General features: G+C 49.4%; 22 protein-coding genes and 1 other annotated feature. Of the genes, 15 read left to right on the top strand and 7 right to left on the bottom strand.

Annotated features, from left to right (window positions below):
* Window positions 1-2 precede the first annotated feature (2 nt).
* From AB8599_RS09585 to AB8599_RS09515, 15 genes are all read left to right on the top strand, one after another.
* Window positions 3-1,532 carry an AMP-binding protein gene (locus tag AB8599_RS09585; protein WP_407330685.1) on the top strand — a complete coding sequence of 510 codons (1,530 nt, stop codon included), beginning with the start codon at window positions 3-5 and terminating at the stop codon, window positions 1,530-1,532.
* The gene (locus AB8599_RS09580; RefSeq protein ID WP_407330684.1) at window positions 1,523-2,371 is read left to right on the top strand and encodes a hypothetical protein; all 849 of its coding nucleotides are present in this window, start codon (window positions 1,523-1,525) and stop codon (window positions 2,369-2,371) included. The genes AB8599_RS09585 and AB8599_RS09580 overlap by 10 nt, the downstream gene beginning before the upstream one ends.
* A complete protein-coding gene (locus AB8599_RS09575) occupies window positions 2,364-3,404 on the top strand; it encodes a 3-oxoacyl-ACP synthase III family protein (protein WP_407330683.1) in 1,041 nt (346 codons plus the stop codon). The genes AB8599_RS09580 and AB8599_RS09575 overlap by 8 nt, the downstream gene beginning before the upstream one ends.
* Before the next feature lie 17 nt (window positions 3,405-3,421).
* Entirely contained in the window at window positions 3,422-3,679 is a 258-nt protein-coding gene (locus tag AB8599_RS09570) for an acyl carrier protein (protein ID WP_407330682.1), read from the top strand.
* A gap of 20 nt (window positions 3,680-3,699) precedes the next feature.
* A complete protein-coding gene (locus tag AB8599_RS09565) occupies window positions 3,700-5,220 on the top strand; it encodes a phytoene desaturase family protein (RefSeq protein WP_407330681.1) in 1,521 nt (506 codons plus the stop codon).
* Window position 5,221: 1 nt separating this feature from the next.
* A complete protein-coding gene (locus AB8599_RS09560) occupies window positions 5,222-6,193 on the top strand; it encodes a diiron oxygenase (RefSeq protein WP_407330680.1) in 972 nt (323 codons plus the stop codon).
* A gap of 5 nt (window positions 6,194-6,198) precedes the next feature.
* The gene (locus AB8599_RS09555) at window positions 6,199-6,528 is read left to right on the top strand and encodes an SCP2 sterol-binding domain-containing protein (RefSeq protein WP_407330679.1); all 330 of its coding nucleotides are present in this window, start codon (window positions 6,199-6,201) and stop codon (window positions 6,526-6,528) included.
* Window positions 6,529-6,534: 6 nt separating this feature from the next.
* Window positions 6,535-7,533 carry a beta-ketoacyl-ACP synthase 3 gene (locus tag AB8599_RS09550; RefSeq protein WP_407330678.1) on the top strand — a complete coding sequence of 333 codons (999 nt, stop codon included), beginning with the start codon at window positions 6,535-6,537 and terminating at the stop codon, window positions 7,531-7,533.
* Window positions 7,514-8,458 (top strand): MBL fold metallo-hydrolase, encoded by a 945-nt coding sequence (locus AB8599_RS09545; RefSeq protein ID WP_407330677.1) that lies wholly within the window; start codon window positions 7,514-7,516, stop codon window positions 8,456-8,458. Before AB8599_RS09550 ends, AB8599_RS09545 begins: the two co-directional genes overlap by 20 nt.
* Window positions 8,427-9,185, top strand: a complete 759-nt coding sequence (locus tag AB8599_RS09540; protein WP_407330676.1) for an SDR family NAD(P)-dependent oxidoreductase — start codon at window positions 8,427-8,429, stop codon at window positions 9,183-9,185. The genes AB8599_RS09545 and AB8599_RS09540 overlap by 32 nt, the downstream gene beginning before the upstream one ends.
* A 14-nt stretch (window positions 9,186-9,199) precedes the next feature.
* Complete coding sequence (locus AB8599_RS09535; RefSeq protein ID WP_407330675.1) at window positions 9,200-10,441, top strand: beta-ketoacyl-[acyl-carrier-protein] synthase family protein; 1,242 nt, start codon at window positions 9,200-9,202, stop codon at window positions 10,439-10,441.
* Entirely contained in the window at window positions 10,438-11,415 is a 978-nt protein-coding gene (locus tag AB8599_RS09530) for a beta-ketoacyl synthase N-terminal-like domain-containing protein (RefSeq protein WP_407330674.1), read from the top strand. Before AB8599_RS09535 ends, AB8599_RS09530 begins: the two co-directional genes overlap by 4 nt.
* A 1-nt stretch (window position 11,416) precedes the next feature.
* Entirely contained in the window at window positions 11,417-11,902 is a 486-nt protein-coding gene (locus AB8599_RS09525; RefSeq protein WP_407330673.1) for a 3-hydroxyacyl-ACP dehydratase FabZ family protein, read from the top strand.
* Window positions 11,903-12,066: 164 nt separating this feature from the next.
* Window positions 12,067-12,489: a DUF3995 domain-containing protein gene (locus tag AB8599_RS09520; RefSeq protein WP_407330672.1), complete on the top strand. Its 423-nt coding sequence runs from the start codon at window positions 12,067-12,069 to the stop codon at window positions 12,487-12,489.
* 3 nt (window positions 12,490-12,492) lie between these two features.
* A complete protein-coding gene (locus AB8599_RS09515; protein WP_407330671.1) occupies window positions 12,493-13,644 on the top strand; it encodes an FAD-dependent monooxygenase in 1,152 nt (383 codons plus the stop codon).
* A 50-nt stretch (window positions 13,645-13,694) separates the two neighbouring features.
* On the opposite strand, the gene trpA is transcribed toward AB8599_RS09515, so the two are convergent.
* The 7 genes from trpA to aroF are packed head-to-tail and all read right to left on the bottom strand — an operon-like array spanning window position 13,695 to window position 21,303.
* Complete coding sequence (trpA, locus tag AB8599_RS09510; RefSeq protein ID WP_407330670.1) at window positions 13,695-14,519, bottom strand: tryptophan synthase subunit alpha; 825 nt, start codon at window positions 14,517-14,519, stop codon at window positions 13,695-13,697.
* Window positions 14,519-15,709: a tryptophan synthase subunit beta gene (gene trpB / locus AB8599_RS09505; RefSeq protein WP_407330669.1), complete on the bottom strand. Its 1,191-nt coding sequence runs from the start codon at window positions 15,707-15,709 to the stop codon at window positions 14,519-14,521. Before trpB ends, trpA begins: the two co-directional genes overlap by 1 nt.
* A gap of 9 nt (window positions 15,710-15,718) precedes the next feature.
* Window positions 15,719-17,086 (bottom strand): bifunctional indole-3-glycerol-phosphate synthase TrpC/phosphoribosylanthranilate isomerase TrpF, encoded by a 1,368-nt coding sequence (gene trpCF, locus AB8599_RS09500; protein ID WP_407330668.1) that lies wholly within the window; start codon window positions 17,084-17,086, stop codon window positions 15,719-15,721.
* Window positions 17,086-18,087: an anthranilate phosphoribosyltransferase gene (gene trpD / locus AB8599_RS09495; protein ID WP_407330667.1), complete on the bottom strand. Its 1,002-nt coding sequence runs from the start codon at window positions 18,085-18,087 to the stop codon at window positions 17,086-17,088. Before trpD ends, trpCF begins: the two co-directional genes overlap by 1 nt.
* 26 nt (window positions 18,088-18,113) lie before the next feature.
* The gene (locus tag AB8599_RS09490) at window positions 18,114-18,713 is read right to left on the bottom strand and encodes an aminodeoxychorismate/anthranilate synthase component II (RefSeq protein WP_407330666.1); all 600 of its coding nucleotides are present in this window, start codon (window positions 18,711-18,713) and stop codon (window positions 18,114-18,116) included.
* On the bottom strand, window positions 18,710-20,293 hold the full coding sequence (locus AB8599_RS09485) for an anthranilate synthase component 1 (RefSeq protein WP_407330665.1): 1,584 nt from the start codon (window positions 20,291-20,293) through the stop codon (window positions 18,710-18,712). The genes AB8599_RS09490 and AB8599_RS09485 overlap by 4 nt, the downstream gene beginning before the upstream one ends.
* Window positions 20,290-21,303: a 3-deoxy-7-phosphoheptulonate synthase gene (gene aroF, locus AB8599_RS09480; protein WP_407330664.1), complete on the bottom strand. Its 1,014-nt coding sequence runs from the start codon at window positions 21,301-21,303 to the stop codon at window positions 20,290-20,292. The genes AB8599_RS09485 and aroF overlap by 4 nt, the downstream gene beginning before the upstream one ends.
* A 72-nt stretch (window positions 21,304-21,375) precedes the next feature.
* Window positions 21,376-21,470: a sequence feature (Trp leader region), on the bottom strand.
* Window positions 21,471-21,474 lie beyond the last annotated feature (4 nt).

The following is a 21,474-nucleotide window of genomic DNA, read 5'->3' as shown; positions in this document are numbered from 1 at the left end:
GTATGCATCAAATTAATCTCGCAGAAGAATTGCTTTTTAACCGCCATGAGATGAGCTTGCCGCTTTACAGTTACAAAGGCGAGATCATCACCCGCAAACAAATGGCTAAGTCGGTTAGCGAGTTAGCCAGCCATTTGAATCGATACATCGCACCGAATGACACCGTCATTATCTACATGAATGATAGCCCGTCGTTGGTTTGTGCATTCCTTGCAACCATTGCGTGTGGTGGTGTCCCATCCGTCGTTAACCCGATGACAAAAAGAGAAGGCATTCAGCATTTACTGGATTTAACTGACGCCAAACTCATTTTTACATCTATCGAGAAAGCCACTTACATTCCTCACAGTTGCGATTTCGAAGTTATTCACACTGATGACGATGACCGAGTGGCCATCTCTGATTTCTCGCTTGGGCGAGGCAATCGAGCCTGGCGTGATTTTGTGAGAAAGCCAGACACAGCAACGTGTTACCTGCAATTTACTTCTGGCTCGACGGGCCTACCCAAAGCGGTAAAGCACTCAAGCAAAGCCACCTTGTCATTTTGTCGCACCGTGGCGTGTTCCTGGCTTGGTCTCAGCTCTTCGGATGTGTGTTACTCCGTACCTAAAATGTTCTTTGGCTATGGGATGGGGAATAGTCTGTTCTTCCCACTCTTTGCTGGCGCTTCTGCGGTGCTAGACAATGAATGGCCGTCGTTAAACACCATTTTAAGCAACATTATCGAATGCCGGCCCACGGTGCTTTTCAGTGGTCCTGCCATTTTCAATATGCTGCGCCCACGCGCCAAAGATGTGGCGAGCGTGATCAACAAAGTGGTTTCGGCAGGCTCAGTGTTAAGCCGCGAAGAAACTGAGTTTTGGGCAGATCGCGGTGTTTTTATCAAGAACGGGTTTGGTGCGACAGAGCTTGGGCATATTTTCCTCGCCAGCCACGATGAGAAGCATCAGGGTTCAGCGCTTTCAGGTGTGTTGGATGGCTATGAGTACCGTCTCGTGGACAAACAAGGCTTGGATGTTATCAATCGAAACCAAGTTGGTTCCTTGTCTATTCGTGGGCCGAGTATTAGTGATGGCTATCTAAAACAGGATGAAATGACAGGACAGAAATTCGATAACGGATGGTATTGCACCGGCGACTTGTTTGAAATCGATGATAGAGGGGCGTTTCACTACCTTGGTCGTGAAGATGACCTATTTAAAGTTAACGGGCGCTGGGTTGTGCCGTCTGTCATTGAAGCATCGGTTTGTGAAGCATTTTCTGACATTAAAGAAGCCGTATTGGTACCGAGTGCTTTTGATCGAGATACCTTGCGTTCAACCCTTTTTCTTACCACGCATTCTGGTGAAATCGATGATCTGGCGGTGAAGCACTTTATCCGTAATGAGCATGAGTCTTATATGGCGCCGGGCGTGATTCTGGTTCTTGACGAGATCCCTCGAAACGCCAATGGAAAGCTGAACCGCAGTAGTTTGGTGACGCTTGCTCAGGACTTCCATCTTGAAACTAAGGAGGTCGCACAATGCAATTAGTTGCGGCTGCATGTCAACTTTTTGATTCTAATGCACAATGCCATGAAGGCTTGTATGGCGCTATTCGAACAAAAGGTAATCAAGGAGAAATACTTCTTGATGCCTTACTGCCTTGCGTAGAAACGATTCTCGATCGTGCAGAGTGGCCATCAAAAGACATTGATTTGATTGTCAGTATGTCTTTGTCGCCCGACCATCTCGTGAGCAAATGCAATGTGATGGGGCCGCGCATCGGCCATCCTCTCCAGCGGGCGCTAAATGCAGACAATGCCTTCGTGTTTGATGCGATGGATGCCTCATTGGCGAAAACCCTTCATATCGTCAATACGCTCGCGCTTTCTCAGGGCTATTCCAAGGTGTTGATTGTACGGGCTGAAAATACCGTCAATCTCGATGCTTGTTTGCAATCTGGTTTTGATATCAGCAATGGTGTGATGGCGATGCTACTGACGCCTTGCCCCTCGCAGCGGTTTTCTTCGCTCCCTATTGGCAAGCACTTCTCGCCGCTGCGGGTCACGTTGAATCCATTCATCAGCAATGAAAAATGCGTTAAAGGTGCGTTTTCACTCATACCTCAAGCTGAACTGAATCAAGCAATAAATCGGAGTTTGGATGAATTGCTTTCGAGCCCGACATCTTGTGCCTCTGTATCACTTGTTGAATCTTGGCTCGGACATTCCGCCGATTCGTCATGCTGCCTGGGTCCGTTTGAGATCCCTTACCGTTTGGCCAATCAGCCAATTGATGGTGAAACATTTCATCTTGTGAGCGTAGATTTGTTCTCGATGAGCCTCAACAGCGTCACGCTTCAGCGCGCGGGAGAAAATCATCATGCATAAAGTAAAACTGGCGTCACTGACGTGCGAGTTACCGTCGCAATCGTTTTATAACGACGACAAGGTGTTTGATGAGTTACCCGAAGCCTCAAGCCGTTGGTGGCGATTTTGGGGCATCGAAAAGCGTGGATATTTTCGCCCTGAAAACGGTGAAAGCGAGTTGCTGGTGGCGCAAACCGTCGTGAGTAGATTGCTTACCAGTCAGGGACTTGGCCCACAAGACGTGGACTTACTCTTATGCTCAGCATCCTGTCCGATCATGACCGACGATGGAAACGGTATTCATTCTACGCCAAGGCTCTATCCGCGACTCGCGACTATGCTCAAAACCTCAATGGGGCTCGACAATGCCCTTCACATGGACACTCAAATGGAGTGTGCCAGTTTTCTGCTTAATTTGCGTATTGCGGCCAGCTTTGTTCAACAAGGGCTGGCGACAAATGTCATTGTTTTATGCAGCGAATACGTTTCCAACATGCTCGATTTTACCGCTCGTAGCGCCACGATTTTTGCCGATGGCTGTGCGGGAGCGCTAGTCACGCGCAGTGACGATGACAGCGATCTGCTCAGTGCGACACAACACAGTAAAGCCGATCACTATGACATCGCGACCGCGCAATGGCGTTTCAGCGAAACCGATAATGAATGTGACCGCGTAAAGTTGCTCTTCACATTGGAAGAAGAAGGGCAAAGCAAAATGCAGGAATTTGTGCCGGATAACGTGCCCATTGCGGTTAACCGCGCGCTCAAAGCCGCGTCGCTGACGTCTGCTGATATTGATCATTTTGTCTTTCACCAACCGTCGCCCGTGCTCATGCACGCATGGGCTTCTGGTGTCGATTGCCCCGAAGAAAAGTACACCCGAACCATGTCGCAAACTGGCGTGATGGTTTCTGTCTCTATCCCTTACACGCTTTATACCGCGCTGAAGGAAAACAAAATTCCTGAAGGAGGAAAAGTGGTACTGGCCGGCGCTGCTACTGGCTGGGGGTTTGCTGCTCAGGTTTGGAAACTGGGAAAAGTCACTCTCTGTTAAACAAAAGGAACTGAAAAATGGAAAATCTTTACGCTGTGATTTCGGAATACGTTATTGATGCTGCCGAGTTGGATGTCGAGGAATTGGCGCCGGATGAAGACTTAATTGAACTGGGTTTAGATTCGCTCGCGGGCTTGGAAATTGCGGTAAACATCGAAAAGCAATACAAAATCAAGATTCCGCCAGCTCGTTATGAAGATATGACCACGGTGAAAAAGATCGCCGAAATCATCTCTGGGCTGTTGGCAGAAAAAGAAGCGGTAGCCGCAGGTTAAGCAAGCGACTGGGGATCCTGATGGAAAAACAGATCTTAACAGCGGATGAAGTCGTGGTTGGGGCCGGTTTGACTGGCCTCGTCTACGCCAATGTCATGGCGTCCGGTGGCAAGAGGGTAGTGTTGATTGAAAAACATACCAAGCCTGGGGGCTATGCCACTAATTTTTCACGAAAGCGCCGATTTGTGTTTGATTGCAGTTTGCACAAAATCACCGGTTTTGGTGAAAACGGTAATGTGGAAGATGCGTTGAAACGGGCGAACTTGTTCGATCTAATCGAATTTCATCCTTACACTCATTTGACCACATTTCGCTTTGAAGACAAGACGATATCTTTGCCTGCGAAGGGCGAATCTTTTATGGCGTGTCTTCGAGATAGCTTTCCGGATCAGAAAGACGCACTTGATGTGTTGTGCCATGACATTCAAACCCATGGCTATCAGAACTACATGTTGGCTCGCATGGCACTGGGTGAGTATGAGATTGACGCGGATCTGTTTTTTGAAAGTAAGCAGCTCAGTAAGATCTCGACGTATCAGTATCTGACGGAGCGATTTACCGATAAACAACTCATCACACTGTTTTGTTCACTCGCTATCAATCTGGGTGTGGAGGCAGTAGAAGCGGATGCGCTTTATTTCCTTCATTTTGCCTACACCTTTTTATTCACTGAAAAACGCTTCATCAAAGGCTCGTCTCAAGCACTGTCTGATGCACTGGCGAATGCGTTTGAGGAAAAAGGTGGCACGCTGCTGGTACGCGAAGAAGTGAATGCCATTGACGTGAAAAATGGGCGAGTGATTGGTGTTGAGAGCCGTCGTTTTCATATTAAGAGTGACAGCTTGGTTTTTACTGGCTGCCCGCATCAGGTGATAAATCTCTTGCCTGAACATGTTATGGATGACAGCTACCGCAACAAATTTGACAAACTTTCCTTTGGCCTAGGTGCCTTTATCGTCTATCTGGGTTTGGATGTCCCACCGTCTGAACTTGGGTTGGTCGATCAGGATTACTTACTGGCTTCTCCTGAATATTTGGAGCAAGCAGAAGTGGCTTGTCATGGAGAGGAACGTTACACCACATGGCCTTTGTCCATTTCCAATTACCACGCGTTGGATCCGGCCTATGGCCATGTGCTGCAACTGGAAATTCTTGATCAGCAGGATGACTGGTTGATCCTCCCGCGTGACGAGTACAAAGCCAAAAAAGCTCGCATTACCCAAACCATTCTGGCGCGTGCTCAGAAGCATTTCCCGAAATTGGCTTCGCACATTGCCTTTATTGACGCTTCCACTCCCCGCACCAACAAGAAATTTACCAATTCAGAAGGTGGATCCTCCTTCGGCTACAAGCCACTACCTGGACGTAACATGCGGTTTTTGAAGAGGCCGCCTGTCGAAGGACTGACGTTTGTGGGCACCTGGATGAATGGTGCTGGCTACGAGCCGGCGATCTGTCTTGGCTTCACTGCTGCCACGTTGAAATGTCGAGAGTCAGAGAAAAGGATATCAACCGACACCGTATGTATGGAGAACGCATGATATGAACACAGCAATTGTCGACATGGATAAAAACATTCATCGATTGAATTCAGTTACAGGGCGGCTGATTAGCTCGTCCGAAAAACGCTCAATGAGCACCCTGCATGACCACCCATGGGAAATACCGGTGGGCGATGCCCCGATTTTGCGTAAAACCGAGCGTATTTCGATCTATGGCACTGAGTATTGGGAAAAGACCACCGAAGAGGAACGCATTCGATTGTCCCAAGAAGAGATGGTGTCTTGGTGGTCAGCGTTTGTGCATCTCGAATCGCTGGTGGTGGAATATTACATGAAGGAGTTGAACGGCGGTGCGTTTGATGATCTGCCGATTATTCGCGACTACATGAAGCATTTCATCAAGGAAGAATTGGTTCACACCTTGGTGTTTGGTAAAGCGCTCGACTATTTCGGCAAAGACATTTATCCAATGCCTGACTTCCTTCGCAGCTTCTACGATGACAACGCTGGGACGGGGAAATACCCCTTGATGGCGGTGTATCTCACCATGGTTATTGAATGGACGGCTGACGAGTATCAACGTCTGGATGCCGATGCTGACTATGTTCATCCAATGGCAAAGGCGGTGGTTCAAGCTCACTGGCGTGAGGAGATGCGTCATATTAAATGGGGCCAACAGATGATTAAAAGTCTGATTGATACCGATGACGAATTTAAGTCCCACGCGCAGCAACTGACACCGGTTTATGTGCGTCAACTGATCGACCAAGGCGTCACGAATGTGGACTGTTTTGACCGAGCAAATCTTGCCGACCCAGCGTTCCAAGACAAAGAAAGGCTGCTTGATGCAGTGCTCAGTTCTCCGCATCGCCAACAACTAAACGATGAAATGATGAAGCCACTGATCCACTACTTCATATCTTCAGGCATTTATAACCCCGAATACCACGACATCTGGGTGATGCAGGGCTTCGGGCACTTACTCGATTCAATGACAAACAAGGAAGGTTAAGGGCTATGACGACCAAATTGAATTCCATCGATGATGTTATCGCTTCAATGGAAACACGTTTTCAACCAGAAAAAAGCAAAGGTGTGGTCTCCCGTTATCAGTGGAAAATCAAAGGAGACAGAGGGCGTGATTTCTGCGTTTTCGTTAACGATGGTGAGTACGAAATCATCCAGGGGGAAGTGGACAAACCTAACGTTACTTTTGAAACCGACGACGAAACTTACCTGCGTCTGGTAAACAACGAAATCAAGGGGATGACGGCGATCCTCACGCGTAAGTTGCTGGTGAAAGGCAATATCTATCTTGCCAGCAAAATGGATAACATTTTTAAGTGAGTCGCCATGACAGGTTCCTATATTTCGGGTGCGGGGTACGCACTGCCTGAGAGGCAGGTACTGAACGCCGATATTGTGAAAATGATGAATACCACGGAACGCTTCATTGTCGAGCGAACGGGGGTGCTGTCTCGTTACCATGTCACCGGTAATGAAGGCGCAAGCGCATTAATGGTTAAGGCTGGGCGCGATGCCATTCGGGAGGCAGGGCTGCAGCCGTCAGACATAGATTGTTTGATCGTCAACACCTTGTCACCGGATCATCACGATCCCTCGCAGGCTTGCTTTATTCAGAAGCAATTGGACTTAGCCTCCATTCCTGCCTTTGACATTAGGGCGCAGTGCAGCGGTTTTCTGTACGGCTATCAGCTTGCAAGCGGGCTGTTGGCGTCTGGTCAATATCAACATGTATTGGTGATCTGCGGTGAAGTGTTGTCAAAACGGATGGATTGCAGTGACCGAGGGCGGAATCTTGCAATTTTGCTTGGAGATGGCGCGGGCGCAGCGGTTGTGTCTCGCCAGCACAATAAGCAAGAAGGCATGCTGGATATCACCTTGGGTGCGGATGGTCACTACTTTGATTTGCTCATGACGCAAAGTCCTGGCTCTAACGGTGAATCATTTCTTTCCCTGCAGGATATTGAAAGCGGCAATACCCATTTTCGGATGAACGGTAAACCCATGTTTGATCATGCAAGCGACACACTCACACGAATTGCGCGAGAAATGCTAGCTAAACATGGGCTGACACTGAATGACATTGACCATGTTCTTTGTCATCAACCGAACCTGCGTATTCTTGATGCGGTGAGGGAAAACCTTGGTATTCCTGGTCATAAGTTGCTGGTTACCGTTGATCAGTTCGGCAACATGGCGTCGGCATCATTTCCCGTGACGTATGCCTATTACCAAAACACGTTTAAACCGGGACAAACGATCCTGATGTTGACCTATGGTTCTGGCGCAACCTGGGGGGCGGCACTTTATGATGTGCCGCAACGGTGAATCCATGTTGACCTGTGTAAATCAAGGGGAAGTGGCAAGTGACCTCTACCTGGTGGGTAATGACGATGTTCCAGTGTATTTGATGAAGGTTGGCCAACAAAGCTGGGCCTTGGTTGAAGGTGGGATCACCCGCCACAGCGATGAGGTTTGGTTGGGTGTAACTGAAATCGTTGACCCAGCAGACATTCACTGGTGGTTGATCACGCATTCTCATTTCGATCATTGTGGTGTTCTTGCTGCACTGTATGCCAGGTTGCCAAATGTAAAAGTCGTGGCAAGCCGTGCTACTGCCGAACATTGGCAAAGTGAGAGTGCCAATGCGGTGATTCGTCGACTTAATCAAGAATTGCACGCACAGAGCATTGACGTTACCAAACTGAGCGAAATCCCGATCGAAGTGGTCAACAGTCCAGATCGCATTGTGCTTGGTACTCAATGTCGAATGGACATCATCGCGACGCCAGGGCATGCGCCGGACCAGATTGCCTATTACGATCCCGACAAAAAGCGTCTGTTTTGTGGGGATGCACTTGGTGAACTGCACGTAGAGTCCATGAACTGGCGACCGTTGATGTTCGACGATGTTGGGGAGTATCTCAGTAGTGTCAGCAGGCTGAGTTGTCTTGACGTGGAACAATTGATCCCGGGCCACGGCGGGGTGGTTATGGGCTCGGAAGTGCGCACATTCATCGAATCTTCTAACCTTGCCGCGAACCTGCTGATCACCCGCTACAGAAGACTCGTCGCCAACGAAGGCGATCCGGATGCGCTGGCATCAGCGCTCACTAACGATTGGGCGCCAAACAGTGCTACTTACATTTCATCATTTCTTCACACGCGCAGCATGAAGGTCATGTTCAGCGCCATTCAACGCTATTTAAAGGTTAAACAGTATGAAGAACCAGTTGGACACCATTACGGATAAGGTGCTCTTAGTCACGGGTGGCTCAAGAGGCATAGGAAAAGCGCTCGTTCAATTACTGGCGCAATGCGGGGCGACAGTGGTTTTTACCTACAGCAGCAGCGATAGTCAGGCACGAGATGTGGAGCAGTCTTGCCAATCGCAGGGGTTACATGTTCATGCCTTCAAAGCGGATATCCGCGAGAAGGCGGCAGCAGAGTCGGTGGTGGAATCGATTGAATCCCTATACGGCCCACTTTTTGGGGTGATTAACAATGCTGGGATCACGGCAGACAAATCCGCCATTACCCTGCCTCAGGAAGACTGGGAAAACGTCTTGGCGACGAACCTGAATGGCGCGTTTTTTCTCACTCAAGCAGCCCTTCAGAAAATGATTCATCACCGAGAAGGCAAAATCATCATGATGTCATCTGTCAGTGGACTTCAAGCCAGCCCTGGACAAGCCAACTATAGCGCGTCGAAAGCCGCGTTAATTGGGCTGACGCGGACACTGAGTCACGAAATGGCGAGATTCAACATTCAGGTGAATGCAATTGCACCGGGATTTATTGATACCGAAATGGTGCAGAGCATGGATGAAACGGCAAAGAAACGGATTAAGAGTCTGGTGCCTGCTCGCCGTATGGGAACGGTGGAGGAAGTCGCAAACTGCGCTTTGTTTCTGCTGTCATCTGGCGCGGATTACATCACCGGTCATACCTTAGTGGTTGACGGTGGCATGAGCGTTTAAACAGGGAGAAAACTATGAAACGCGTCGTTATTACTGGCCTCTCAGTGGTGTCGCCACTGGGGTGCGAAAAGGAAATGTTCTGGCAGCGCCTTATGCGCGGCGAATCTGGCATCGGTACGCTGACAAAGCTAGATGCAACGCTTTATCCTCGTCCCCTGGCCGCGGAAGTCAGTGGTTGGGAGCAACTGCCAGAAAGTCAGGATGAGTCTCTGTTACCGTTTGGGCAAGCGGTGGCGTACACCGTCGCAGCGAGTCGAATGGCGCTGGAAGATGCCCAGTTAAACAATCCTGAAAATTCTAATGATTTTGGCGTTATTGTCGGCACGACGATGGGTAATCAAGACATCGTCGAGCGCGTAATAGACAAATACAGTTTGACTGAAGAGAGCACTGCGGATGCCATTCTTGCTGATGAACTTGATTATTTCTCCCCAGCGATCCTGAGTGCTGAAATCGCAAAACGTTTTGGTTTTCAGGGCAGCTCAATGACGTTAGCTAATGCATGCGCAGCGGGCAACTATTCCGTAGGGTTAGCTTTTGACCGCATTCGCACTGGTAGAAACAGTGTTATCCTTGCTGGCGGTGCAGACCCATTCAGCCGCACTTGCTACACCATTTTTCATCGATTGAACGCATCCACCGCAGAGCGTTGCCAGCCATTTGATAAAGACCGTGACGGCATGGTGGTTGGCGAAGGGGCGGCGATGTTAGTACTTGAAGATTATGACCATGCCGTTGCACGGGGCGCGCATATTTATGCCGAAGTAAAAGGCTATTCGTTGACCTGTGATGCACACCACGCTACTGCTCCGCACCCGGAAGGGGAAGGTGCAGTGATGGCGATGAACGAAGCCTTGTCGATGGCATCGTTAACGCCCTCCGATATTGACTACGTCAGTGCCCACGGCACGGGCACACCGGCAAATGATGTGTCGGAAGCCATCGCGCTTCATACCGTATTTGGTGATTCTCTCAGTCAAACACCGGTCAGTTCGATTAAATCCATGTTAGGTCACTGCATGGGGGCTGCTAGTGCCATTGAGGCTGCAGTTTGTGCCATGGCCATTGAGCGGCAGATGCTACCTCCCACGATCAATACTTCCAATATTGACCCGGCTTTCCCCGTTGCTTTTGATGTGGTGCCTAGTGAGGGGCGACAGGCCGATGTTACCCATATCCTCAGCAATGCCTTTGCATTTGGGGGCAATGTGTCTTCAGTGATCTTTAGTCAATTGGATAAGGGGACTCAATCATGAGCTACAGTTTTGATTCTTTGGTGTTTAAAGCACCACACAGTGAGAGCCCAGCTTCGTTGAGTGAAGCGGTGAAAAGCAGCGCGCTGAAGGGAGCGTTTGATAACTACGATAAGCAGAAAACCTTAGGGAAAAGCCGCCATTTGAGCGCGGCAACACGTTTGATGAGTTCAACCGCACTGAAGCTGATAGCGCATGAAAATGTCGAGAGAATGGTGGTGACACGTCCGCACCGCGTCGGGGTGTATATTGCGTGTGAAAACATCAACCTTGAAGACGATTTTGAGTTTGACCTCTGTGCCAAAAATTATGGCCCTGACTATGTCAGTCCTCTAAAAGCGCCCAACACTCTGGCGAATGCCGTGGGCAGCCATTTTGCTCGTTTTGTTGGTATTAAAGGCCCTAATTGTACGGTTTCATCCGGCAAGTTAGGTGTGTTTCAGGCGCTAGATATGGCCACCATGCACATTGATAGCGGCGCCGTTGAAAGCGCGATAGTGGGGGCTGTTGAGGTGACTTCACCCTATCACGCCAAGCTTGCTGTGGCGTCAAGGGAAGTGGCTGTGGCATCTGCCATTCGAAAAAGCCAAGACGAGGATACAGTCGTCTTTTATCCGCCTGCAACTTGGACGGCAAACGAGGATATTACTCAGTCTGTTGCGGTGAAGCTTTCTCAATTATCGGCGCGATATTTAGAAGGCGCGGACATCGATGAAATCTGGATTGTTCGTCGTCCTTGGGTCAGTAAGGATAAGTTAGTTTCTGCCTTAAGCGATTGTGGGTTCACCACTCACGTGTTGGTTTTTTCAGAAAGCCATCTTGATGGTGAGTGCGCCAATGGGTTGTTACTCACCGCAATGGCACAGGAAACACTGGCAAGCGGGACAGATGAGTTAGACGTTGCTCGGCGAACTGTCGCAATTGTCGATACTGACGCAAGTGGTCAAGTGTCAATGCTGTTGATGGAGGGTCGCTAAGATGCAGCCAGAACAGATTGGCGTAAGAGTTATTGAAGATGTGTCTGATATTTGTGTGACTCGTTTAATCCCGCATCGAGCGCCGATATTACTCCTCGACGGGCTTGGCGACTATCTGCCGGGGCAGTCTCTGACAGCGTTTAAACATGTTAAGGATGATGAATTCTGGGCTGGAGGGCACTTTCCTGGTTTTCCTGTGATGCCTGGCGTGCTGGTAACCGAAGCGCTAGCGCAAACTTGTGCCGCCTATATGGCATTGGAAAATCGAGGAAATCATGAAAAGCCGGGGATGTACGTGTTGCTTCGTACCAATGTTCGATACCCAAAACCCGTCCTTCCGGGGGCAAATTTGACAATGAATGTCACGCTCGATCAGGCATCTTCGGCGCTCCATATCTTTAAAGTGAAAGCGATGAACGGGAAACAGGTTTGCGTTCGCGGTGAAATTTCCGTTGGCATTGCAGCAGCAGAGAAAATGAAAGCGTAGTCAAAAGGCGCTGCCGACGTGCTTTCTCTTTGCTTAAGCCGCTTTTGATTGAAAGCGGCTTGGGCATGAAAGCCCGTTGGGTATAAAAACTGCGACAAGTTTTTGTAGTGATTTTCGTATAATTTGCACAGATAGTTATGCAGTAAATTAATTGAGGTTTAAGGATGAAACTATTGGCGATTGTGATGGCATTTTTTTTGCTCCTCGCAGCGTTTATTCATGTGTATTGGGCTTTGGGTGGTCGCAGAGGTGTCGCAAACGCGATTCCTATGGTTGAAGGGGAGAGAGCGTTTACACCGGGTGCATTCGTCACCTTGTTGGTAGCAGCGGGTCTCACCTTCTTTGGGCTGCTTTCCTTGTCGCTGGCGGGGCTTATTTCGTTGCCCATTTGGCTTTCTAGTTATCTGCAAATCATCGGTTTTATCGTCGCGGGCATATTTTTACTTCGAGCGGTGGGTGATTTTAAGCTGGTAGGGTTCAGTAAAAAAATTAAGGGCAGTCCTTTTGCCGTTTGGGACAGCCGACTTTACTCGCCTCTGTGTCTGTTTTTGGGCGCGGGTTATGTGTATCTATCATGGATGGCATAAGCGTTGGATCAAGATAAGGTTCAAATCATCGGTGCAGGTATTGGGGGATTGACGCTCGCGAATGCCTTGGAGCAACGGGGTATATCGGTTTCGCTTTTTGAGCGTGCATCAGAGATCCGCGCAGTGGGAGCAGGGATAATTTTACCGCCCAATGCGATTGAGATATTTGAGGCGCTAGGGTTGTCTGATGCAATTCGAGAGTGTGGCCAAGCCGTTGAGCGCTATTGCATCAAATCGCAAAAAGGAAAAACCTTTAACCAACTCTATGTAACCAAGACCAGTCGTCTCCCTGCGGTGGCGATTTCTCGTCATTATCTTCATCAGATCTTGGCCTCTGCCATCACCCCATCGGCCATAAAATTGGGTCACGCTCTTGATACGCTGAACCCGCTTGAGCGCTTGGCTGAGTTTGATAATGGGCACAAACAGCATTATCACATTTTGGTGGGCGCAGACGGTATTCGTAGTAAAGTTCGCGACTGCGTTTTTGGACAAACGCCTTTACGTGATGCGAATCAAGCGTGCTTTCGAGGTTTGGTAACGGTAGAGAACCTTGGCGAGCTTTCTTCTCAGTTTTATGAATTGTGGGGGAGTGGTTCAAGGTTTGGTTTTGTACAGGTTAATCAATCGCAGTTTTATTGGTATGCCACTTTCTCTAAGCAAGGACACGCATTTTCGCCATGTCAGCCGATATTGGAACAGCTACAACACTATTTCAAAGATTGGTGGTGGCCTGTGTCACGTTTACTGAAGGCGCAGGCTGCTGACACCATGATTGAAACGCCATTACTAGACAGAAAGCCGGCAAGCCAGTGGTATAGCAACGCCGGTGTGGTTTTGCTTGGCGATGCGATTCACCCAACCACACCAAATTTGGGTCAAGGGGCCGCAATGGCCATTGAAAGCGCGTACAGCCTTGCCGATGTGATTGCAAATAACCTCGCATCCCCTGATTTTTCTATTTATCAAGCGCAGAGGCAAAAGCGAACCACGATGATTAATCGTCAGTCTTGGATGATTGGGCGTATGGCGAATATCACTAATCCCTTGTTATGCGGCCTTAGAGATTTGGCGATGGATTTGACAACAGATAAGGTCGCGACAGACCAATACAGACGGATGGTGAATTGGCTTCCCGCGTCGCTGGCGAAATAGACAAGAAAATGCTCAGCAGTTGCTGAGCATTTTTATAGACGGTTAAGACGTTAAGATTTGGCTGTCGCTGCTTTCATGCTGACCACAAACTCGCCTAACTCTTTGAGCATATTGTCATGGTCATTGACATTGCGTTCGATGATTTTCACGACCGCAGAGCCTGAAATTGCACCTGCTGCGCCGTTAGAAATCGCTTCTTTGACTTGTGCGGGTTCGGAAATACCGAAACCAAGCAGAGGCCGTGGCGCACCAAAGGCTGATAGCTGATCAATAAGGTGTCCAATCGGTTTACCTGCTTTGGTTTCTGCGCCAGTGACACCAGCACGAGAAAGTAGGTAAGTGTAGCCGCCGCCGAGCTCTGAAATGGTTTTCAACGTTTCTTCGTTGGCGTTAGGTGGTGCAATGAAAATCGCATGCACACCGTGTTTAGCCGCAGACACACGAAATTCTTCAGATTCACCCGCTGGCACGTCGGCAATCAGCACCGAATCTACCCCTGCATCGGCACATTTGGCGTAGAAATTATCAATGCCATTAGCAAATACCAAGTTCGCATACATCAACAGGCCAATCGGGGTATCAGGGTGGCGCTGACGAATTTGGGTCAAAATCTCAAAGCAGTTATCCGGCGTGGTGCCAGAATCAAGGGCGCGAATTGCTGCGCCTTGAATGGTTGGGCCATCCGCCAGTGGGTCAGAAAAAGGAATCCCTAGCTCCAGTGCATCCGCACCATTTGCCACTAAGGTTTCAATAATCTTGAGTGATTGATTAGGATTTGGATCGCCAATGGTCACGAAAGGAACGAAGGCGCCTTCACCTTTGGCATCAAGTTTTTCAAACATCGCTTCATAGCGGTGAGACAAGGTGGCAGCCATTACATCACTCCTTTTTCTTTCAAAATATCGTGCACGGTGAAGATGTCCTTGTCGCCACGACCTGACAAGTTAACCACGAGCAACTGTTCTTTTTCTGGGTTTTCACGTGCCATTTTCAGCGCGTAAGCTAAGGCGTGCGCGGATTCCAACGCTGGAATAATCCCTTCATGACTAGCGAGTTCTTGGAAAGCATCCAGCGCTTCGTCATCTGTGATAGCGACGTATTCTGCACGACCAATCGCATTTAAGTGTGCGTGCTGAGGGCCAACAGATGGGAAATCGAGACCCGCAGAGACGGAATAAGACTCTTCAACCTGACCGTTACGATCTTGCATCAATGGGGATTTCATTCCAAAGAAGATACCTAGCTTACCGTGCTTGAGCGGTGCGCCGTGTTGGTCGGTATCAAGACCCAAACCTGCAGGTTCAACGCCAATAAGGCCGACGTCTGTATCTTCGATAAAATCAGCGAACATGCCGATGGCATTTGAGCCGCCACCAACACAGGCGATCAGGTGATCAGGCAGGCGACCTTCTCGCTCTAGGATCTGCTGCTTGGTTTCTTCACCAATCATTTTTTGGAATTCACGCACAATGGTCGGGAAAGGGTGCGGGCCCGCTGCAGTGCCGAGAAGATAATGCGCGTCTTCATAGCTGGCAGACCAATCACGCAATGCTTCGTTACAGGCATCTTTTAGTGTTGATGAACCTGAATGAACGGGAATCACTTCTGCGCCCATCAGTTTCATGCGAAACACATTCGGGCTTTGACGTTCTACGTCTTTGGCACCCATGTATACGCGACATTTCAAATCAAGCAATGCACACGCTAGTGCGGTAGCAACGCCGTGTTGACCTGCACCGGTTTCAGCGATGATCTCTTTCTTGCCCATGCGCTTGGCCAGTAAGGCCTGACCAAGCACCTGGTTTGTTTTGTGCGCACCACCGTGAAGTAAGTCTTCACGCTTGAGGTAAAGCTTGGTCTTGGTGCCTTTGGTCAAGTTACGCGTTAGGGTTAGCGCCGTTGGGCGGCCAGCGTATTCTTGCAAAAGTCCGATAAATTCTGCCTGAAATTCAGGGTCGCTCTGTGCGTCGATAAACGCTTGTTCTAACTGGTCCAGCGCGGGTACCAGAATTTGTGGTACGTATTGACCACCAAATTCGCCGAAGTAGGCATTCAACTTAGTCATAACCGTCCTTTAGTAATCTCTAAGCGCTGAGAATGCAGCGTCTAATTTCTGTTGATCTTTAATACCCGGCGCGCTTTCCACGCCTGAGTTGAAGTCGAGTCCTGCGCAGCCTAATGCTGCGGCTTCTTTGGCATTTTCTCCTGACAGACCGCCAGCAATCATCAGGGTTTCTCGCTGATCTTGTGGGATCAACGACCAATCAAATTGTTTACCTGTGCCGCCACTTTGATTGCCAACTCGGCTATCCAAAAGGTTGCGATCAGCACCAGTGGCTAATTGCGGCGCTTTGTCGCTCACACCGTGCGCTTTCCAAATCTGTGTGCCTGTTGGAAGCTTCTCGCGCAGTGCTTCAATGTAGTCAGCGTCTTCTTCACCATGTAGTTGAACCGCAGCAAGTTGTAGCGCTTTTGCTGTATCGGCTACATGGTCGACTTCATGGTTTTGAAAAACGCCCACGTATTCTAGTGGTGCGCCTTCCATCACTTTTCTTGCTGCTTCAAGGTCAACATAGCGAGGCGACTTTTCTGCGAAGATGAGGCCACCATAGTTGGCAAAAGCATCGTACGCCGCTTTAGCATCTTCTGGTCGAGTCAAGCCACAGACTTTGTTATCGCCGAAAAGTACACGTCGAACTGCTTTTTCAACATCGTCTTCACTCATCAGCGAACTGCCAATCAAAAAGCCGTTGGCAAACGGGGCGAGTTCACGCACTTGCTGGTGGGTGTAAATACCGGATTCCGAAATGACAATGCGATCGTCTGGCAGGCGAGGCGCTAATTCTTTGGTACGGTTTAAGTCGATACTCAGATCGCGCAGGTTGCGGTTGTTGATGCCGACCACTTTTGCGTTCAGTGCAATAGCACGCTCGAGCTCCTCTTCGTTGCTGACTTCGGTCAATACGCCAAGTTTCAGCTTATGTGCCACGGCAGCAAGTTCACGGTATTCGTCGTCATTGAGCACTGACAGCATGAGCAAAATCGCGTCAGCTTGATAGAAACGCGCCAGATAAACCTGATAGGTGTCGATCATGAAGTCTTTGCACAAGACGGGGCAAGGAACCTGACTGCGAACGACGGGAAGAAAATCGAAGTTACCCTGAAAGTATTTTTCGTCAGTCAATACGGAAATGGCGGCTGCATACTTACCATACACGCTGGCGATATAGTTCAAATCGAAGTCTTGACGGATCAATCCTTTAGAAGGAGAGGCCTTTTTGCATTCGAGAATGAATTTGGCTGGGCTACCTGACAATGCGTCGTAGAAACTGCGATCACTCTGCTGCACATCGTCGATAAAGCTATCGAGTGGCTGAGACACTTTGCGCGCGGCAACCCATTCTTTTTTGTCTGCAACAATTTTTGCTAGTACCGTTTCCATCAGTTGCTCCGTGATGCGAGTTGTTGAACAAGTTCGTATGGCTTTCCACTATTCATCACGTCGAGCGCTTTTTGCGTATTAGCTTTGAGATCTTCTTGTCCAAATAGGCGAAGTAGCAGAGCCACGTTTATCGCAACAGCACTTTGCTGCGCATCGGTGCCTTTGCCTTGTAGGATTTGAGTGATGATCTCTCGGTTTTCTTCTGGCGTGCCCCCTTTGATGGATTCAAGCGGATATGTGCTCACACCAAAATCTTCCGGGGTCAGTGTGTATTCGGTGATCACGCCATCTTTAATCTCAGCCACGGTGGTTTCACCGTGAATCGCGACTTCATCAAGCCCGCTACCATGAACCACTGCGGCACGTTTAAGACCAAGGGTTTTGATGGTTTCTGCAATCGGTCTTACCAAGGCTTTGTCATAGACACCCATCAATTCCAGCGTTGGTTTGGCAGGGTTAATCAATGGGCCTAACAAATTAAAGATGGTGCGTGTTTTCATGGTTTGACGAACAGGCATCGCGTGACGAACACCGCTATGGTATTGCGGAGCGAACAAGAAACACACGCCCAACTCGTCTAACGCGCCACGTGCCGTCTCGGGGCTCATTGCTAAATCAATGCCAAAAGCAGCAAGCAAGTCGGAAGAGCCGGATTTGCTCGAAACACCACGGTTACCGTGCTTGGCGACTTTCACCCCACAAGCTGCCGCGACAAAAGCGGCTGTGGTGGAAATGTTGATAGAATTTGAACCGTCACCACCCGTGCCCACGATGTCAGCGAAATCATAGTCTGGGCTTGGAAATGGGTTTGCATTTTCGGTTAGTGCAGAAGCCGCGCCCGCGATTTCGTCTGGTGTTTCACCTTTGATTTTTAGTGATGTCAATGTTGCAGCCAACAGGATCGGGTCTAATTCACCTTTGATGATGGTGTCGAACAACTGATGGCTTTCTTCACGAGACAGAGATTCTTGTTCGTAAAGCTTATTAATAATTGCGTCCATGTTTACTCTCCTTGTCTTGTCGTCCATCAGCGCGGCTGTGTCGCCCAGTTGATTGTATTTGTCAGAAGGTCTGCGCCTTTTGTTGTCAAAATTGATTCTGGGTGGAATTGAAAACCCACAACGCGATCAGCATCATTCACCACGGCCATCACGAGCCCATCGACGTCAGCAATCACATCCAGCGAGTCAGGCACTTTCGTGGCAACAAGCGAGTGATAGCGGGCAATGGTCAGTGGACTTTCAATCGAACCAAAAACGGGGTGCTGATTGTGAGTCATTTGCGAGGCTTTGCCATGAACAATTTCACCCGCACCCGCGACGACACCGCCATAGGCTTCCGTAATGGCTTGTTGTCCAAGACAGATACCAATCATAGGCACGCGGCCTTTTAGTTTTTTGATTAGTTCAGGCATGCAGCCTGCTTCTGATGGCGCACCTGGGCCTGGCGAAAGCACCAAGACAGGATTCGTCAGCGCTGACATGGCCTGCTCAATTTGATCAGCAGACAGGCTGTTACGGTAGATGGTGACCGGGTAACCGAGCGAGCGGAATTGATCCACAAGGTTGTAAGTAAAAGAGTCGAAGTTGTCGACCAGCACAATGTTTGCGTTTACAGCCTGACTCATGCGGATTCTCCTTGATGTGCTGCCTGAATGGCAGTGAGAACGGCTTGCGCTTTTCCGCGTGTTTCATCGGCTTCGGCTTGTGGAATGGAGTCAAAGACCACGCCTGCGCCAGCTTGAACTTGCGCCATACCATCTTCCACATAGGCTGAACGGATGACGATACAGGTATCCATGTCGCCATGACCCGTGATGTAGCCTACTGCGCCGCCATAACTGCCACGACGACTTTGTTCGAATTGGCGAATAAGCTGCATGGCACGGATTTTCGGTGCGCCAGTTAGCGTGCCCATGTTCATACAAGCTTGATAGGCGTGTAGGGCATCCAAATCGCCGCGCAATTGACCTACGACACGAGAAACCAGATGCATCACGTGGCTGTAGCGATCAACCTTCAGAAGATCAGCGACATAGCGTGTGCCTGGCTTACTGATACGTGCCACGTCGTTACGTGCCAAATCAACGAGCATCATGTGCTCGGCGTTTTCTTTCACATCACTGCGAAGTTCTAGCTCAATGCGCCCGTCTAAATCTAAGTTGATCGAACCATCACTGTTTTTGCCACGAGGACGTGTGCCCGCAATCGGGTAAATCTCGACTTGATTGGTGTCTTTGCTGTATTTGAGTGCACTCTCAGGCGATGCGCCAAACAAGGTGAAATCTGTGTCGTGCATGTAGAACATGTATGGGCTTGGATTGCCTTGTTTTAGCTTCAAATACGCGTTGAGTGGGGAAGGGCAAGGTAGTGTAAAGCGACGGCTTGGCACAACTTGAAATACATCCCCTTTGACGACGTATTGTTTGAGCTCGTCAACGGCTGCGCAAAAGTTTTGATCGCTGACAGATACGGTCAGATTCGAGGTCTCCAGTATCTCGGCTTTTGGCATTGGTGATGGATTCAAGCAGCTTTCTTTTATCGCCTGTAAGCGGCGGCTTAAATCAAAATAGGTTTCGGTGTTTTCATCGCCACCAAACTGCGTGCCTTGAAGTGTGGCATGGCGACGTTGGTGATCTATCACCATCAGGGTCTCTGCCACATAAAACAGATAGTCCGGACAGCGGTTACCTGCTTCCACTTCAGGCAACGGCTCAAACTGGGCAACCAGATCGTAGGCAAAAAGCCCCCCGATCATCAGTGCTTCGTCGGGAAGACCATCGAGTTTAAAGGCATGTTGAATTAAACGCAGCGCATCAAAAGGTGATGGCTGACGTAAACGCGCATCTTCATCCAAGGTGCGGTTTTCTTGTGAAAAGTGAAGCGAAAGCAAATCATCAGTACGTTGTGAATCGATGGCGAGGCCTTGCTTGGATAGTTCTGCCTCAACCGCACTCAGTACATTTCGACCATTTTTCGTTTTGGCTTCTAGCTCAACTGTTCGACCGCGGCACACTATGCGCACGGCAGCATCGATCAGCATCAGGCTTTTGAGATCCTGCTTGGAGTCTACTTCGGCGGATTCGAGCAATAAGCTATGTGGGCGATCTTGGCAGACCGCTGCATATAATTCAGTTGGAGCGGCGACGTAGGGCACATCCAGGCTTAATACGTCGAGTTCGCCTTGTTCTAAAGCGTGGTTTTTCACAGCGTTCTCCCTGCTGCTTCTACAAAAGGTTTTAGTTCCTGCATCAATTGCGCGAACATGTCTCCGGTGAGTGCTTGATGTCCGTCAGACAGCGCTTCTGCTGGATTAAGGTGGCTTTCAACGATGATGCCGTCGGCGCCAACTGCTGCGGCCGCACGAGATAGTGGGATAACAAGCTCGCGCACCCCCGTGCCGTGGCTAGGGTCGACCACCACTGGAAGGTGGCTGCGCTGCTTGATATAAGCGACTGCATTCAAATCCAACGTGTTGCGGGTTGCCGTTTCAAACGTGCGAATGCCGCGCTCACACAAAATAATGTTCGGGTTGCCAGCATCATAGATATATTCTGCGGCCAGCAACAGTTCCTCGATAGTGGCGGAAAGTCCGCGTTTTAACAAGACCGGTTTGCCAGTTTCGCCAACTGCTTTTAACAATCCGTAATTTTGCATATTCCGCGCGCCAATTTGTAGGCAGTCAATGTATTCGCACAGTGAATCGACCTGACTCACTTCCATGACCTCTGACACGGTTGGCATGCCTGTCGCTTCACTGGCCATCTTGAGTAATTTCAACCCTTCAACGCCCATCCCTTGGAAATCATATGGGCTGGTGCGTGGCTTGTAAGCACCACCGCGAAGGGCTACTGCACCGTGCCCTTTGACAACATCGGCAACCGACATAAGTTGTTGTTCAGATTCTACCGAACAGGGCCCCGCAATCACCGCAAATTTGTTACCGCCGACGGGCACATTGCCGATACGAACCACGCTGTTGTGAGCCTGAACTTCGCGAGACACCATTTTGTACTTGGAGAGGATAGGCTTCACTTCTTCTACCAATGGGTCACTGTCTAAATGCAGTTTCTGCAAGACGCGTTCATCACCTAATGCACCTAGAACAATGCGTTCAACGCCCGGCATATACAGAGGCTTAAGACCTGCTTGCTCGATCTTGTCCAGAATGGCTTTTGCTTGTTGTTCAGTGGCCTGAGGCTTCAATACGATGATCATGCTTAAAATCCTTTTTCATTTCCGCCACCTTTCACTCTGTGTTCAATGCATGCTGGGCGGTAAAATCGAGATACAAAAAAACCCGCGTTAGGCGGGCTTGGTGACGTCTTTCTTTTGGCTATCACTCATCACACCGCCCGTTATTGGGAGTGCCACCACCAGTTAATCAGT

This window comes from Enterovibrio litoreus, from assembly GCF_045679545.1.
Lineage (GTDB): Bacteria > Pseudomonadota > Gammaproteobacteria > Enterobacterales > Vibrionaceae > Enterovibrio.
The sequence above is the reverse complement of the archived record's forward strand: the minus strand, read 5'-3'. Positions and strand labels throughout refer to the sequence as shown.